15 protein-coding genes and 1 tRNA gene are annotated in these 16,142 nt (G+C 60.9%); 8 read left to right on the plus strand and 8 right to left on the minus strand.

Annotation, left to right across the window (positions count from 1 at the left end):
- Positions 1-17: 17 nt before the first annotated feature.
- Both CLH61_RS01720 and CLH61_RS01725 read right to left on the minus strand, forming a co-directional pair.
- The gene (locus CLH61_RS01720; protein ID WP_099612975.1) at positions 18-617 is read right to left on the minus strand and encodes an outer membrane beta-barrel protein; all 600 of its coding nucleotides are present in this window, start codon (positions 615-617) and stop codon (positions 18-20) included.
- Positions 618-738: 121 nt separating this feature from the next.
- Positions 739-1,221, minus strand: a complete 483-nt coding sequence (locus tag CLH61_RS01725) for a hypothetical protein (protein WP_099612976.1) — start codon at positions 1,219-1,221, stop codon at positions 739-741.
- Between the two features lie 110 nt (positions 1,222-1,331).
- Here CLH61_RS01725 and CLH61_RS01730 point away from each other — a divergent pair, with 110 nt between their 5' ends.
- Positions 1,332-2,624: a M18 family aminopeptidase gene (locus CLH61_RS01730; RefSeq protein ID WP_099612977.1), complete on the plus strand. Its 1,293-nt coding sequence runs from the start codon at positions 1,332-1,334 to the stop codon at positions 2,622-2,624.
- A gap of 121 nt (positions 2,625-2,745) precedes the next feature.
- Here the strand turns inward: CLH61_RS01730 and CLH61_RS01735 are convergent.
- A tRNA-Asn gene (locus CLH61_RS01735) sits at positions 2,746-2,821 on the minus strand.
- 73 nt (positions 2,822-2,894) lie between these two features.
- On the opposite strand from CLH61_RS01735, the gene CLH61_RS01740 reads away from it, so the two are divergent.
- Positions 2,895-3,851 carry a YheT family hydrolase gene (locus CLH61_RS01740; protein ID WP_099612978.1) on the plus strand — a complete coding sequence of 319 codons (957 nt, stop codon included), beginning with the start codon at positions 2,895-2,897 and terminating at the stop codon, positions 3,849-3,851.
- A 16-nt stretch (positions 3,852-3,867) separates the two neighbouring features.
- Here CLH61_RS01740 and CLH61_RS01745 read toward each other — a convergent pair whose 3' ends face one another.
- A complete protein-coding gene (locus tag CLH61_RS01745) occupies positions 3,868-4,545 on the minus strand; it encodes an arylesterase (RefSeq protein WP_228152494.1) in 678 nt (225 codons plus the stop codon).
- 123 nt (positions 4,546-4,668) lie between these two features.
- On the opposite strand from CLH61_RS01745, the gene CLH61_RS01750 reads away from it, so the two are divergent.
- Both CLH61_RS01750 and CLH61_RS01755 read left to right on the plus strand, forming a co-directional pair.
- A complete protein-coding gene (locus CLH61_RS01750) occupies positions 4,669-5,364 on the plus strand; it encodes an ABC transporter ATP-binding protein (protein WP_099613219.1) in 696 nt (231 codons plus the stop codon).
- The gene (locus CLH61_RS01755; RefSeq protein WP_099612979.1) at positions 5,364-7,850 is read left to right on the plus strand and encodes an ABC transporter permease; all 2,487 of its coding nucleotides are present in this window, start codon (positions 5,364-5,366) and stop codon (positions 7,848-7,850) included. Before CLH61_RS01750 ends, CLH61_RS01755 begins: the two co-directional genes overlap by 1 nt.
- Before the next feature lie 24 nt (positions 7,851-7,874).
- Here the strand turns inward: CLH61_RS01755 and CLH61_RS01760 are convergent, their stop codons facing one another.
- The 4 genes from CLH61_RS01760 to CLH61_RS01775 all read right to left on the minus strand — a co-directional run bounded on the left by CLH61_RS01760 (position 7,875) and on the right by CLH61_RS01775 (position 12,058).
- Positions 7,875-8,657 (minus strand): substrate-binding periplasmic protein, encoded by a 783-nt coding sequence (locus CLH61_RS01760; protein ID WP_228152495.1) that lies wholly within the window; start codon positions 8,655-8,657, stop codon positions 7,875-7,877.
- Positions 8,658-8,836: 179 nt separating this feature from the next.
- The gene (locus CLH61_RS01765) at positions 8,837-10,024 is read right to left on the minus strand and encodes an iron-containing alcohol dehydrogenase (RefSeq protein WP_099612980.1); all 1,188 of its coding nucleotides are present in this window, start codon (positions 10,022-10,024) and stop codon (positions 8,837-8,839) included.
- Positions 10,024-10,569 (minus strand): hypothetical protein, encoded by a 546-nt coding sequence (locus tag CLH61_RS01770; protein ID WP_099612981.1) that lies wholly within the window; start codon positions 10,567-10,569, stop codon positions 10,024-10,026. The genes CLH61_RS01765 and CLH61_RS01770 overlap by 1 nt, the downstream gene beginning before the upstream one ends.
- Positions 10,570-10,780: 211 nt before the next feature.
- A complete protein-coding gene (locus tag CLH61_RS01775) occupies positions 10,781-12,058 on the minus strand; it encodes a M48 family metalloprotease (RefSeq protein WP_228152496.1) in 1,278 nt (425 codons plus the stop codon).
- A 155-nt stretch (positions 12,059-12,213) separates the two neighbouring features.
- Between CLH61_RS01775 and CLH61_RS01780 the strand changes: the two genes are divergently transcribed.
- The 4 genes from CLH61_RS01780 to htpG all read left to right on the plus strand — a co-directional run bounded on the left by CLH61_RS01780 (position 12,214) and on the right by htpG (position 15,998).
- A complete protein-coding gene (locus CLH61_RS01780) occupies positions 12,214-12,933 on the plus strand; it encodes a DUF599 domain-containing protein (protein ID WP_099612982.1) in 720 nt (239 codons plus the stop codon).
- A 73-nt stretch (positions 12,934-13,006) separates the two neighbouring features.
- Complete coding sequence (locus CLH61_RS01785; RefSeq protein WP_099612983.1) at positions 13,007-13,477, plus strand: PaaI family thioesterase; 471 nt, start codon at positions 13,007-13,009, stop codon at positions 13,475-13,477.
- On the plus strand, positions 13,474-13,908 hold the full coding sequence (locus CLH61_RS01790; RefSeq protein ID WP_099612984.1) for a PaaI family thioesterase: 435 nt from the start codon (positions 13,474-13,476) through the stop codon (positions 13,906-13,908). The genes CLH61_RS01785 and CLH61_RS01790 overlap by 4 nt, the downstream gene beginning before the upstream one ends.
- A gap of 197 nt (positions 13,909-14,105) precedes the next feature.
- Positions 14,106-15,998 (plus strand): molecular chaperone HtpG, encoded by a 1,893-nt coding sequence (gene htpG, locus CLH61_RS01795; protein ID WP_099612985.1) that lies wholly within the window; start codon positions 14,106-14,108, stop codon positions 15,996-15,998.
- The last annotated feature ends 144 nt before the right edge of the window (positions 15,999-16,142 follow it).

Consider the following 16,142-nt stretch of genomic DNA (forward strand, 5'->3'; position numbering starts at 1 on the left):
GTGGAGCTGGCAAGAGATCAGAACTCGTAACGCAGGCCACCGGAAAACTGGAAGGTGTTCACGTCGCTACCCGTGTCCTTGAACAGTCGGCCGCCCTCGAGCACCAGGTAGGTGTTACTGAGTATTTCCACATCCATGCCCGCCAACCAGCTCACGCTGAAGCTGCTGTCAGGATAATCGCCTTCCAGGTAGCTGAACTGGCGGTTTTCGGCCGCGTCCGGATTTGCCAGTTCCGCTTCGCCGCTGATGTAGGAAAAACCGAACTGGCCATAGACGTTGGCGTAGTCGGTCAGCGGGTAGTGCATGCCGAGATACCAGCTTGCGAAATAGTCTACCGACAGGGCGAGGCCCTCTACGGTGGCGTCCTTGTAACCGCCGCCGGCGCGGAGTTCGGCGTGGAACAGGTCGGTGATGTGGCCGCCGACCACCAGGGTTGCGGCACTGCTCCAGACTTCTTCTTCGGTGACAGTGCCCACGCCCCGGTGTTCGAGGGCGGTGGCGAGTATACCGACATAGTTGAGTTCTTCGCGGGGAACGTCGTCGGCCGCAGTGACGGGCGTGCTGGTGATTACCGACACCAGTCCGGGCAACAGCAGGGTTCGCAGCACCTGGTTCATTATTGTGTGATTTCCTGACCTTGAGAGGGGATGCCAAGCGGCGTAGTCAACGGAATTGTGCCGTCTGTAACGGATTGTTACGTCGACTCAGGTCACAGTTCGTCGTACGCCGGGCGGCCTCTCAGCGGTCCGTCAGGTGGGCTTCCCGGGCCAGCATCAGCAGGGCATAGACGCCGTTCTCGGGTAACTGGGGTTCAAGTCCGTGCTCGAACAGAATGGCGCGGCGCCGCTCTTCGATATCATCGGAATCCAGTTGCGGCAGCAGATCCGTTACCGGCGCCACTTCGAAAGGCGCGTCCATGCCGACCGCGTCAAAGATCTTGTCGACGAGAATCTCATCGGGATCCAGGCCGTCCACGTATACCGTCTGGTCCGGCAGGTCCTGGTGCAACTCATGGGCCAGCTCGATCAGCGGCACACCCTGCTCCTCGAGGTAGAACAGGTCGACGTCGGGAAGCTCCTCGCCATCCGGCAGCCAGGACTCGTCCGGTGCGATAACCACGGTTTTCATCCGGCCGTCCGCCAGTGACCAGGCGATGGCCGTGGGGAACAGGGCATCGTCAGTCTGGCAGTACTCAATATCCATGAAGCGGGGTAGGGGCACAGTGTTCTCCTGGCGGGCCGGCGGCGTAGAATAACGGTAACTCCGGTCTTATCCGGACGTGGGGCATCATGCCATACTAGATCCACGATTATCAGCTTATTAAGGACATCATGGAACACGCGGATTTTAATCAGAACCTGCTCGACTTTCTCAACGAATCACCCACGCCCTGGCACGCCGTTCAGGCGATGACCCGCCAACTGGACGCTGCCGGCTTCCAGGCACTTGACGAGCGTGAGGAGTGGCATCTCGACGAGGGGCAGGGCTATTACGTGGTGCGCAATGGGTCCTCGCTGGTGGCCTTCCGGACTGGCAAGGGCGATCCGGCCCGGGCTGGCATCCGCATGGTCGGTGCCCACACCGACAGCCCCTGCCTCAAGGTAAAGCCCAATCCGGAACTCCGGCGCAAGGGGTTTTTCCAGGTGGGCGTGGAGGTGTATGGCGGCGTCTTGCTGAACCCCTGGTTCGACCGCGACCTGTCACTCGCCGGGCGGGTAACCTGCCTGGATGGCGAGGGCAAGGTGCGTGACCTGCTGGTGAACTTTGCCCGCCCCGTCGCCTTCATTCCCAGCCTGGCCATTCACCTCGACCGTGAAGCCAACAGCAACCGTTCGGTGAATGCCCAGACCGACCTGCCACCGGTGATGATGCAGGTTCCGGAAAACGACCAGACCACTCTCAACGAGCTGCTTATCCAGCAGCTTCGCAAGCAGCAGCCCGACGTGGATGTGCGTAAGGTGCTGGGCTACGAGCTGAGCTTCTACGATGCCCAGCCCGCCTCACTGATAGGTCTGAATGAGGAGTTTATCGCCTCCGCGCGGCTGGATAACCTGCTGAGCTGCTACATCGGCCTGCGATCGCTGCTGGATACCTCAGGTCAGAAGCCGGCCCTGTTGGTGTGTAATGACCACGAGGAAGTGGGCAGCATGTCGGCTGAAGGCGCGCAGGGGCCGTTCCTCGGTGCGGTGCTGGAGCGCTGGTGCGGTGCCGGCCGCGGCCGGGCAATTGCCCGTTCGATGATGGTCTCGGCGGATAACGCCCATGGCATCCACCCCAACTTCATGGACAAGCACGACGAGAACCACGGTCCGCTGATCAACCAGGGCCCGGTGATCAAGGTGAACCACAACCAGCGCTACGCCACCAACAGTCGCTCCGCTGCCCTGTATCGCCACATCAGTGACGAGTTGGGCCTGCCGTGCCAGACCTTTGTGGTACGCAGTGATATGGGATGTGGCAGCACGATTGGCCCGCTGACCGCCGCCAACCTGGGGGTAACCACGCTGGATATTGGCGTGCCCCAGTTGGGTATGCACTCGGTGCGGGAAATGACCGGCACCAGGGACAGCTATACTCTGTACCAGGTGTTGCGGGAATTCATGCAATGGGATGCGGTTAACTGATTGTCCGGGAGGGGTGGCCTGGCCGAGCCGGGTCGCTCCGCCATCCGGCGTCGGGCAGTGCCATAAAAAACGTCATAAAAAAAGCCGCTGGCGTTTTGGCGCAGCGGCTTTTCGGAATAAGTGGCTCCCCGACCTGGGCTCGAACCAGGGACAAACGGATTAACAGTCCGTTGCTCTACCAACTGAGCTATCGGGGAACAGCATCAATGTGGCGCGCATATTAAGGGCTTTATTTCTCCGGGTCAACCCCCTGAATTGCAAGGTTAAAAAATGGACAATTCGTATCATCCTCCCCGCTGGCTGCGGAGCGGCCACTTGCAGTCGGTCTGGCCGACACTGTTCCGGCGCATTGAACTCGACGAGCCGGAGACCGCGGTACTGGCCACCCCGGACGACGACGAGCTGCACCTGGACTGGTACCGCCAAGGCAACCGGCGGCTCGCCGTTCTGTCCCATGGCCTGGAAGGGCACAGCCGCCGGCCCTACATGCTGGGACTCACCCGGGCGCTGCTGCGGGAAGGCTGGGATGTGCTGGCCTGGAATTTTCGCTCCTGCGGCGGGGTGATGAACCGGCAGCCACGGTTTTACCACAGTGGTGCAACCGAAGATCTCGACCAGGTGGTCCGTCACGCCCTGACCCGGGGTTACGATGCCATTTCCCTGTCCGGCTTCAGCATGGGGGGCAACCTGACGCTGGTGTATCTGGGGCAGCAGGGGGAGCGGCTGGACCCGCGGATCCGTGGTGCCGTGACCTACTCGGTGCCCTGTGACCTTGCCGGCAGCGCCGAAATGCTGGCCCGGCCCAGCAGGCGCATTTACATGCAGCGTTTCCTGAGGGACTTGCAGGCCAAGATGACCGAAAAGGCCCGGCGTTTTCCCGAGGTGATAGATGTCAGCGGTTTTGACGAGATTCGGAATTTTCGCCAGTTTGACGACCGCTATACGGCACCACTGCACGGGTTCCGGGATGCGGAGGATTACTGGCGGCAGTGTTCGGCCATCAATTACCTGCGGGATATCCGGGTGCCTGCACTGATGGTTAATGCTGCGGACGACCCCTTCCTGTCTCCCGCCTGTTTCCCCGAGTCCCGCTCGTTGCTCGGTCATCATGTCCGGCTGGAAGCGCCCCGCTGGGGCGGCCATGTGGGCTTCGTCGAACGCACCAGTGATGGTGTCTACTGGTCGGAGCGACGGGCGGTGAGCTTCCTTGGTACACTCGAGGCCTGACGGCGGGACGCTGGCTTCAGCTGTCTGAGAGCATGGGCTCGAGCGCCGGCCAAAGGTTGTCGAGCAGTTTTTGCTGGGCCTGGCTGCTGGGATGGATGCCATCTTCCTGCATCATGCCGTTCTGGTTATAGATTCCGTCGAGGAAAAACGGAACCAGACCGGTGTCATGGCTGTCAGCCAGTTTCGGGTAAATCGCCGCGAACATCGAGGTGTATCTCGGCCCGTAGTTCGGTGGAATCTGCATGCCAACAAGCAGGGGGCGAGCACCGGCGTCCCGGGTCAGCTCGATCATCTGTGCGAGATTCTGTTCGATAACGGAAGGCTGGAAGCCCCGGAGCCCGTCGTTGCCGCCCAGTTCGATGATGACAATTGCCGGGGCATGGCGGGACAGCAAATCGGGCAGGCGGCGAAGTCCGCCGTCGGTAGTTTCGCCGCTGATACTGGCATTGACCACGGTCCAGTCGTGACCGTTATCCTCGAGACGGTTCCGGAGCAATGATACCCAGCCGTTCTCGGTCTGCACGCCATAAGCGGCGCTGAGGCTGTCGCCCATGATCAGCAGGGTGTTCGGGTTGAGAGCGTTCTGGCCGGTAGTGCTCTGGTTGATGGGGTTCGGGCTTGCCTGCAAAGTGCCGGCAATCACCACCATAACCAGAAAGATGATTGATCTCAGACGGAAAAACACCGTATCCATAGTAGTCCTGTGAAATGTAATCCTGTGAAATGTAACCCTTTAAATAGTAACCCGGTAACAAGCGAAACAGCTGGAGATCCCGTGACCGACCCGAACCGTCCCACCACCACTGCCGGCACGCCGATGCTGAAAGTCAGCGAGCTGACCCATCGGGTTGAACTGGGCAATGATACGCTGACGATCCTGCAGGGGGTCAACCTGGAAATCAATCGGGGAGAATCCGTAGCCATTGTCGGTCGCTCCGGCTCCGGCAAGACCACGCTGCTGGGGTTACTTGCCGGTCTTGATACCCCGTCGGAAGGATCGGTGGTGCTGGACGGCGCGGTGGTCAGTGACCTGAACGAGGATGAGCGGGCGCGCTTGCGGGCCCAGCGGGTCGGCTTTGTCTTCCAGTCATTCCAGCTGTTGCCGGCGCTCACCGCCCTGGAGAATGTGATGCTGCCGCTGGAACTGGGAGGTGTTGAACACCCGGAACGCAAGGCCCGCGAGTTACTCGAGCGGGTGGGGCTGGGACAGCGCCTGCAGCATACTCCCCGTCAGCTCTCCGGCGGTGAGCAGCAACGGGTGGCCATTGCCCGCGCCTTTGCCTCCAACCCGGTAATCCTGTTCGCCGACGAGCCCACCGGTAATCTGGATAACCGCACCGGCCAGGCCATTTCCGACCTGTTGATGGCGCTCAACAGTGAACAGGGTACCACACTGGTGATGGTCACCCACGACGAGCACCTGGCGACGCGCTGTCAGCGCCAGTTTTCCATTGAAGCAGGCGTTTTGTCCGAACCTGCAGGTGCCGAGCGTCGCCGGGAGGCCCTGTCCTGATGGCAGCCTCACAGAAACTGGCGTCTGCGGGACGTGATCTGCGGCAGCGGGATGTCCGGGTTGTCCTGGCGGCACTGGTGATTGCGGTTGCCACCGTTGCAACCATTGCCCTGTTCGCCAGCCAGTTACAGCGCACGCTGGTGTCTTCGGCCAGTGCGTTCCTGGCTGCAGATCGGCAGCTGGAGGCCGAAAACGGACGGCCCGTGCCGCAAGCCTGGGTTGCCGGCGCCACCAGCCGCGGGCTGGCAACCGCACAGATGATCGAGTTTTCCACCATGGTGTTTGGTGGTGAAGGGTTCCAGCTGGTGGCCGTGAAGGCAGTCAGTGGTGACTATCCGCTTCGTGGCGAGATCGAATACCAGGCCACCCCCGATGCGCCCCGCGAGATGCGATCCGGCGGCCCCGCCCCGGGGGAAGTCTGGGTAACCCCGCGACTGCTGCGGTTACTGGACCTCCAGGTCGGTGATCCTCTTGAAGTGGGAAGTCTGGCATTGCGGGTAACGGGCTTGCTGGTACGGGAGCCGGATGGTGGTTTCCGCATGAGCGCGCTGGCGCCCCGCATCATGATGCACGTGGATGACGTACCGGCGACCGGGGTCATCCAGGAGGGCAGCCGGGTCGAATATGTCTATCTGTTTGCCGGTGATGAAGCCCGGCTCGACGCCTACTACAAGTGGCTGCAGCCGCAGCTCCAGCCCAGCCATGAGTGGGAGAGCATTCGCGACGGCGAAACCCTCTCCGAGTCGCTGGAGCGGGCAGAAAGCTTCCTGCTGCTGGGAGGTAGTCTCGCGGTATTGCTGGCCGCGGTAGCGGTGGCGGTGGCCAGCCGCCAGTATGCGCTGGCCCAGCGGGATACCGTGGCGTTGTTGAAAACCCTCGGTGTCTCCGGGCAGCAGGTCGGGCGACTCTATCTGCGCCGGCTTGCGGTTTGGGGGCTGCTCGGCGTTGCCGGTGGGCTGGCACTGGCCATTCCCCTGTACTGGCTGTTATCCGGCCTGCTGGCGGAGGCGCTGGAGCGGCCGGTGGATTACGGCGTGGACCCGGCAGCACTGACGCCGGCCCTGTTGACTGCACTGGTATCGCTGTTTGCGTTTGCCTACCCGCCGGTGCGGCGGTTGCGCCATGTTCCCGCCATGCGGGTTCTGCGCAGCCAGCCCGGGGAGTCGGGCCGCGAGGCCCTGCCGGATCTGCTGATTGCATTGCTTGCGGTATTCGGACTGGTCTGGATGTACGCCCGGGACTTGTACCTGGTGGTGGCCCTCATCGGCGGCCTGGCGCTGCTGTTGCTGGTGCTGGCGGCCCTCGGGTGGGGAATGGTTGCCGGGTTGCGCCGGTTGTCAGGCGGTGGCAGTGCGCTTCGGTTGGCTCTGGTAGGCCTCTACCGGCACCGTCGGGCCAGCCTGTCCCAGATTGCCGTATTCGCCATGACCCTCATGCTTGCGGCGACTCTTATCCTCGTGCGCACGTCGTTACTGGACGATTGGCAGGGGCAGCTTCCCGACGATGCGCCCAACCACTTTCTGATTAACATTGCGCCGGACGCAGTGGATGACGTGGCGACCTACTGGGAGCAGCGGGGCATGCCGCTGGACCAGCTCTATCCGATGGTGCGCGGCCGGCTGACCGAACTTAACGGCCAGCCCGTGTTGGAGGCGGTCAGCAAGGATGAACGGATCAATGCGCTGAATCGTGAGCTCAACCTGACCTGGATGGACAGCCTGCCGGAGGACAACCGGATTGTGGCCGGCCAGTGGTTTGGCGCCGGTGAAACCGCCGGCGTATCCATTGAGGCAGAGCTGGCGGAACGGCTGGGCGTTACGGTGGGGGATGTGCTGGGTTTTACCATCGGCTCGCAAACCATCGCCGAACCGGTTACCAGCATCCGCACCGTGCAGTGGGACAGCATGAAACCCAATTTCTACATGGCATTCCCGCCTGGTGGCGCCCTGGATAACATGCCGGCAACCTGGATAACCAGCTTCTATCTGACCCGGGAGCGCAAGACGGAGTTGAACGGTTTTTCCAGGGAGTTCCCGACTGTGTCAATTCTCGAAGTGGATCATATTATCGAGCGGATTCAGGACATCGTGCGCCAGGTAACCCAGGCGATTGAAGCCATTCTGGCCCTGATCCTGGCTGCGGCCCTGGTGGTGATGGCGGCGGTGGTCAGTGCCACGCTGCAGGACCGGCAGCGGGAAGGGGCGCTGCTACGGACCCTCGGCGGAAGGCAGTCTCTGCTGGTGCGCGCTACCATGATCGAGTTTGCGGTACTGGGGTTCGTGGCGGGACTGCTGGGGGTGATCGCCGCCGAGGGAGCGGTCTGGGCGTTGCAGTTCCGCATGTTCGAGGCTGGCTTCCGCTGGCACTGGCCGGTTGTTGTCGCCATTCCGCTGGTCAGCGCGCTGGTGCTGGCGGTATTTGGCCGCTGGCAATTGACCCCGGTGTTGCGGGTATCACCCATGCTGCTGCTACGGCGGCTGGAGTGACGGCCCGCCCGGGTGGATCGCCGGTCAGCGGTAGCTGGAAAGAATGTGCTCCAGTTTACCGCTGGCCCTGAGGTCGGCCAGTTCTTCGTTGAATTGATCGACAAAGGGCTGCCATTCCGGTCGGAGCATCAGCCGGAAGCCGTAGTCGCTGATGTTGTTGGTGGTGTAGCGAACCTTACCCTGGAGGTTTTCCTGCCGGATGATCCATTGCCCCAGCAGCCGGTCTGCCACCGCGGCATCAAAGCGCCGGCCGTGAAGCAGGTAATCGAACATGTCGCTGTCTTCGGAGACATCAAACCGTTGCAGTTCGCCGGACTCCAACAGTGGCTCCAGTACCGGATACTTGTAACCGAGGTGGGTTACCAGGGTTTTTGAGCGCAGGTCGTCAGGCGAGTTGTACTCGAAACTGGAGTCCAGCGGGACAAAAAAGACTTCCTGCACCCGAACGATCGGATCGGAAAACACAAACTGCTCCGGGTTTTCGGTCCATTCGATAGCCCGCGGTGTGGCATCGATATAGCCATCGAGCAGCATCTGGTCTACCCGTTTGCGTGGAATCTTCCTGGGTTCAACCTTGTAGTCCAGCCGGTCTGCGATGTGGGTAACCACGTCCCAGACGATGCCGGAGTAGTCGTTCTCACCCACGATCACGTAAGGGGGATAGCCATTGGGTGAGACATTGAACTTGAGTGTTCTGGATTCGGCCGGAGAATTCTCCGATGGGGAGGCCAGGGTCAGTCCGGAGGCGGCTGCCAGGGCGAGGATTGCGGATACGCCGATCATGCGGCGGATGTTCAAGAAGGGCATAGATACGGGCTCTGAGCTCGGTTACCGTATGGATGAAACGGCCGCTTCCCTGCCAGCGCTTTCACCGGATTGTTACCGGTTTAATGATACTTTTCAATAACTCCTTTTGATTAATTCCGCTGGCCCTGGTTAACCGCGGGGTCGATCGTGATCGCCCCCGCGGTCGGGATTGGTGCAAATCAGGCCCAGGCGCGGGCCAGGACGGCCTTGGCGTCGTCCAGGCTCACCTCCTTCGGGTTGAACATGATGGCACCGTCATCCAGTGCGGCGCGGGCGATGTCGTCCAGCTGGCTTTCCAGCACCTTGCCGGTTTCCTTCAGGGTGCGTGGCAGTTCGCAGCGCTTATAGAGGGCGTCCCGCATGCGGCGAATAGCAGAGATAGCCGCCTCGGCACGGCGACTGGCCGGGGTTGCGGCATAGACGTCGGCACCGTCGAGATACAGCAGCAATTCGCCCAGCGGCTCGCGGATGGTTTCGAGGTTGTATTCCAGTACATAGGGCAGGTACAGGCTCATGCACAGGCCGTGAGGCAGGTGGCAGATGGCGCCGGTGGCATGGCCCAGGGCGTGGACCAGGCCCACCATGGAGTTGGAGAAGGCGATGCCGGCCATGGTCGAGGCCTGGGCCAGTTCGAGGCGCCCGTCGGCATCTTTCGGGCTATCCATCACCTTCAGCAGGTTGCCGGTAATCTTCTTGATGGCGGCTGTGGCGTAGGCATCGCTGAGCGGGTTCTTTGCCATGCAGGTGAACGCTTCGGTGGCATGGGTCAGGGCGTCCATGGCCGTCGCCGCCGTGATGTGGGGCGGCAGGGTCAGGGTCATCCGCGGGTCGATAATGGCGGCATTGGGCAGCAGGAACGACGACGTGAACGGCAGTTTGACGTGCTTCTCGGTGTCGGCAATCACCGCAACCGCGGTGACTTCGGAACCAGTGCCGGCGGTGGTGGGAACCACGAAGAACGGCTTGAGCGGGTGTTTCAGCACGCCGGCACCACTGTACTTGGCAATGTCGTCGCCGCCCTCGGACACCAGGATATTGACCGCTTTGGCGGTATCAATGGCGGAACCACCACCAACGGCAATGATCGAATCGCACTTCTCGGATCGATAGATGCCGGCGATGTCCCTGACGACCGCCTTGGACGAGTCGGGTGGCACATCGTCGTAGATGCTCACGATGTCGAGGCCACTTTCTTCGCAGGCGGAAACCACCGGATCGAGCAGGCCCGCGGCGCGAACCCCCTTGTCAGTGATAATCATCGGGCGCTTTGCAGCCAGGCCGGAGAGCTCATAAGGGATGTGCTCCAGGGCGGCTTTGCCGGCAATCACTTTGACCGGGCAGAAGAACTCGTAGAATTTGTCAGTCATTATGCTTTCACCGTCTCAACGAAGTTGGTCGCTACTTTCAGGTAGATGCGTGCTGCGTTCAGCAGTTTCTCGGGCAGGTGGATGTTCTCGGGGTATTCCTTGACGGCCCGTTTGGCGATCAGCTTGGGCAGGATAAAGGCTTCCAGCCGGTTCAGGATTCGCGTCATGCGGATGGCGCGGCTGATGTCACCGTCCACCAGCATGCGGTCATTGGCAAAGGCTACCGAGGTTTTCTCCTGGAAGGACAGCACCAGGAAGGCATGGGCTATGTGCTTGAACTGGATGGACAGGTCAACGGCCCTCGGTGCGCTGTCACCCAGATAACGGAACCGGCCGTTTCCGGTGTGCTCCACAATCAGCCGGGCGCCATCCGGCATCACCATCATCTCGAACAGGAACCCCTCCGGCAGGGCGTTGGCTTCCTGTTGGACAGTTTCGTCAATTTCGCTGACGGCCTGCAGAGCCCGTCCCATCACCTGGAACATCAGCTCCACGTAGAGCCGGCGGGCCTGGAAAAACATCGGTTGGATTCGTTTTGCGAGCATGGCAACGGTCCGTTTGTTGTCTGTATGAACTGATTTTTAGAGTTATTGCTCTAGAAGTCAATGCAAACAATGACAGCCGTCGTGCGTCAGCAGGGCAACAAACTGGCGCAGTCGCAGGTACCAGGCGGAGTGAAGGGGTGAGGCGAGAGACGAGAGACGCGAAGAGGAGAGCGCCGGCACGGAGAACGCGCTCCGTGCCGGTCGGGCCGGTTCAGCGGGCGAGACTGGCCAGCTTGCGCTTGGCCTCTTCGGCAACCTCGCCGCCGGCTTCCGCGGCGGTTGAGTAAAAACGGATGGCATCGTCGCGGCGGTTTTCCTTCACCGCTATATCACCCAGGCGCAGATAGGCGATGGACGTGGGCACCAGCTGATTGGCACGCGTCAGGTTTTCTTTGGCCTTGGTAAGGTTGTTCTGCCGCAGGGCGTTGAGACCGTTATAGAGGCGATAGGAAAACATTTCCGGATAGAGCGAAACCGCCTTGTCAAAATCGGCGGCGGCCTTGTCGGGATTCTTCTGGTGGTCGTAGATGCGCCCGCGCAGGGCATAGAATGAGGCTTCCCGAGGCTCCAGGCGGATGGCTTCATTCACGTTCGCCAGGGCGCCCGTCATATCCCCTTTGCCGGCCAGTGCCATGGCCTTGTCATGGGCATCGTAGGCCGGCTGCTTGCTGCGCACGTAGGCCAGCTTGCGCTGGTACACGTCCTTGCCCCGATAGCCGCCGGAGCCGTATGCCGCGGCCAGTTTGCGATTCGCCTCGACCCGTTGCCGGGACGGCGGGTGTGTGGCGAACAGGCCCTCGACAAACCCGGCGGCCTTGCCTTCGGACAGTTCCACGAACAGCTCCTGAAGTTCCACTGCGGCTTGCGGGTCGTAACCGGCTTCCACCATATACTCAATGCCGTAACGGTCCGACTCCAGCTCGTCGCCCTGGCTGTACTGGGCCAGGGCCATCTGGGCACCGATTGCCGCACCGCCCATCACCATGCCGGCCCATTCGTTGTCGGTGAGGATCAGTCCGAGTCCGGCCATGCCGGCGCTGAGGATCATCCCGGTCTGCATTCGCTGGACGCTGTGACGGGCCGCCGCATGAACAATTTCGTGGCCGAGCACAGAGGCCAGCTGGGCTTCGTCATCCAGTTTGGTCAGCAGGCCACGGTTGATCGCAATCTTGCCGGAGGGCAGTGCCCAGGCGTTAGGTACGCTGTTGTTAAGAATGACGAACTCGTAAGGCAGGTCAGGGCGGTCGCTCACCCGCGCCAGCTTCTGGCCGACCTCGCGGACGTACATGGTCAGTTCCGGATCCAGGTAATACTGGCCACCCTGGGTCTGCTGGGTTGGCGTGTATTGCTCCGCGCCCATGGACATTTCCTGGCTCTCGGAAATCAATGACAGTTGCTTCTTCCCGGTAACCGGGTTAACCGAACAGCCTGCCAGCAGAAGAGCCAGGGCCAGGGCCGGAAAGCAGCGTTGCAAGACAGCGATTCGCACTGTTAACTCCTTGTAGGTGAGGTTCCTGAAACATGATTACACGGCTGCGCGCGGCTTTAAATGCCGGGTGCAAGTGGTGGGCCGTGGTGTCTTGGCGTATTATAGGAGCAGTTGCCAACTCTTCCCGAATTCATTCCCGTATTCGAAGGCCTTCAATGGGTAATCTCCTCGAATTTCTGGCGTTGCTCTGGTTTTTTATCTGCTGGCTGGGTTACACCGAATATTCCAAGCGACGGGCATCGGACCGCGCCTGTTTGTCCAACACCCTCGACATGTACCGGGAAGACTGGATGCGGGTCATGTTGCGGCGGGACAACCGTATGTCCGACACCGCAGTGGTTGGAAACCTGGAGCGTAACGGAGCATTCTTTGCCTCCAGTTGCCTGCTGATCCTCGCAGGTATCATCACCGCGCTGGGCTACACCACCGAAGTGATGGAGGTGTTCGCCACCCTGCCATTCAGCGAGGTACCCAGCCGGGAGATCTGGGAATTGCGGCTGGTGGTGTTGCTGGTGGTGTTTGTCTACGCGTTCTTCAAGTTCACCTGGTCCATGCGCATGTACAACTTTGTGTCGGTGATGGTGGGCAGCGCTCCGGCTCCGGAGGATACCAAGGTAAGCCCGGCGGGCCGCGAAGCCTTTGCCCGCAGTGCCGGCACCGTCTGTAACCTGGCCGGCGACGCCTTCAACCTGGGGTTGCGCTCGTTTTATTACGCCCTGGCCGTGGTGGCCTGGTTTTTCCACCCCCTGGTGTTCATCGCGGCGTCCACCCTGGTGGTTGTCGTACTCTATCGTCGGGAATTCTGCTCCGACGCCCTGGTCGCCTTGCGATCCGGCAAGGTGTTTGACGAACCTGCCGCCCGCAGTGACGGCTGACAGCCTCCCGGTGCCGGGCGTCACGCAGCGCTCCATGTAAACTTCCCCCTAAAGACAGATCGAGATTCAATCAATGACGGATGCCATCCGCAGAGACCGGGTTAGCCGGTTCATTGCAACGCTTAACCAGGCCCGGGAACTTGGCCTGACAGTAGAAGAGGCGGCAGAGGGCACCCTGACCCTGTGCCTGCCCTACAGCGAACAGATTATCGGTGACCCGGAAACCGGGGTAATTCATGGCGGCGCCATCACGACGTTGATGGACACCACCTCCGGGTGCGTCATCATTTGTGCCCTGGACGACTTCGAATTGTGCCCGACCCTGGATCTGCGGGTGGACTACATGCGCCCGGCAGAACCGAACAAGCCGGTTTACGCCCGAGCCGAAACCTACCGGGTAACCCGCAACATTATCTTTACCCGCTGTGAAGCCTACCAGGAAGAGGGTGAGACCATTGCCAACTGCGTGGCCACGTTCATGCGGATCGGCAAGGAAGCGCTGCCGAAGTCCTATCGTGATTCGATTACCGGAGGTGAGGCATGACGACGGTAGAAATCCTCCGCTATACGCAGGAAACCGGCGACTTCTCCCGCATGCTGGAGAGCATTCCCTACGCCCGCTGGATTGGCATCGAGTGTGACCGCTTCGGAGACGACCTGATTTTCCGCCTGCCGGCGCGGGAGCAGAACCTGGGCAATCCCGTACTGCCGGCCATCCACGGCGGGGTGATTGGCGGTTTTATGGAGCTATCTGCAGCGATCTACCTGATGATGTCGCAAGATGTGCTCAGAATGCCCCGAATTGTCGACTTCTCCCTGGATTATTTGCGCGCCGGCCTTAACCGCGAGACCTTTGCGGAGTGCCGCCTGACCCGCCAGGGCAACCGGGTCGCCAACGTGATGATCAGCGCCTGGCAAAAATCCCGTTCCCAGCCCATTGCCACCGCGCGGGCGCATTTCCTGCTCGACGACTGACTTTGCTGTCTCCGGGGTTGAAATGCGCCGGCGTAGCCCCATCTCTGGTTCCAGAATCTCAAGTCCCGTTGCAGGCCGGCTCCACCGGCTTGCCCGGACCTCGAGTTGATCCCGAGCCCAACTCAAGAGTCGGGCGGTGCAGGCTACCGGCCCGCATCGCTCCACGGAACGTTGAATAGCAGGAGACAAACACAGTCATGACGGTAGAAACCAACAAAGAGACCCTGGGTTTTCAGACCGAAGTGAAGCAACTGCTTCACCTGATGATCCACTCCCTTTATTCCAACAAGGAGATCTTCCTCCGCGAACTGATCTCGAACGCCTCCGATGCCGAAGACAAGCTGCGCTTTGCCGCCCTGAAGAACGACGGTCTGTATGAGGGCGATTCCGAGCTGAAGATCCGCCTGGATTTCGATGCCGAGGCTAACACCGTCACCATCACCGACAACGGTATCGGCATGAGCCGCGAGGATGTCATCCAGAATCTGGGTACCATCGCGAAATCCGGCACCGCCGAGTTCCTCAAGCAGCTGTCCGGTGACGAGAAAAAGGACAGCCGGCTGATCGGCCAGTTTGGTGTGGGTTTCTACTCCGCGTTCATTGTGGCGGACAAGGTTGAAGTGTTCACCCGTCGTGCCGGCACTCCGGCGGAAGAGGGGGTGCACTGGGAATCGAAAGGGGATGGTGAATTCACCATCGAGCCGGTTACCCGTGAAAACCGCGGCACCGAAATTGTCCTGCACCTGAAGCCGGAAGAAAAAGAATTCGCCGACGGCTGGCGCCTGCGCAGCCTGGTGAAGAAGTACTCCGACCACATCTCCTTCCCGGTGGTGATGAAGACCGAGTCCGAGGAAGAAGACAAGAAGGGCCAGTACGAAACCGTCAACGACGCTACAGCCCTGTGGACCTTGCCGCGTACAGAGGTCAAGGACGAGGAGTACAAGGAATTCTACAAGCACATCGGCCATGACTTCGAAGACCCGCTGACCTGGTCCCACAACAAGGTGGAAGGCAAGCTGGACTACACCAGCCTGCTGTACATCCCGGCCCGCGCCCCGTTTGACCTGTACAACCGCGAGGCACCCCGTGGCCTGAAGCTTTACGTCCAGCGCGTTTTCATCATGGACGACGCCGAGCAGTTCCTGCCGCTGTACCTGCGCTTCACCAAGGGTGTGGTCGATTCCAACGACCTGTCCCTCAACGTTTCGCGGGAAATCCTGCAGAACGACAGCACCGTTGAAAGCATCCGCAGCGCACTCACCAAGCGGGTTCTGGACATGCTGTCCAAGCTGGCCAAGAAAGAGCCGGAGCAATACCAGAAATTCTGGGGCGAGTTTGGCACCGTACTGAAGGAAGGCCCGGCTGAAGACTTCAGCAACCGCGAGAAAATCGCCGGCCTGCTGCGCTTTGCCTCCACCCACACCGGCGAGTCTGCCCAGAACGTGGCGCTGGATGACTACATCGGCCGGATGAAGGAAGGCCAGAAGAAGATCTACTACATCACCGCAGACAGCTTCATGGCGGCCAAGAGCAGCCCGCACCTGGAAGTTTTCCGCAAGAAGGGCATTGAAGTGCTGATCCTCTCCGACCGCATCGACGAGTGGATGATGGGCTACCTCAATGAGTACGACGGCAAGCAGTTCCAGGACGTCGCCCGCGGCGAACTGGACCTTGGCGACGTGGAGACCGAGGAAGACAAGAAGCACCAGGAAGAGGCCACCAAGGAGCATCAGCAGCTGCTTGAGCGGATCAAGAAAGCGCTGGAGGACAAGGTTCAGGACGTGCGCGTAACCAACCGCCTGACCGATTCTCCGGCATGCCTGGTGGTGGGCGACTTCGATATGGGCGCCCAGATGAAGAAGATCATGGAAGCTGCGGGCCAGCCGGTACCGGAGAGCAAGCCGATCTTCGAGATCAACGTGGACCATCCACTGGTGCAGCGGCTTGAAAACGAGCAGCGCGATGAGCGCTTCAGTGAGCTGTCTGCCGTGTTGCTGGATCAGGCAACCCTGGCCAGTGGCGAACAGCTGAAGGATCCGGGCGCCTATGTCAGTCGTCTGAACCGCCTGCTGCTGGAGCTGGCTAACTAAGCCAAAGCAAGGCTTCCTGCAAAGCCGGGACGGACACTCAGTCCGTACCCGGCTTTTTTATGCCCGCTGCCTGTGGGGGTAGCGGTACGCCCGCCGTTCAGGCCTGACTTTCGTCGTTTCCCGCCATCTGCAGTCCTCTTCCCG

The organism is Marinobacter profundi (assembly GCF_002744715.1).
GTDB lineage: Bacteria > Pseudomonadota > Gammaproteobacteria > Pseudomonadales > Oleiphilaceae > Marinobacter > Marinobacter profundi.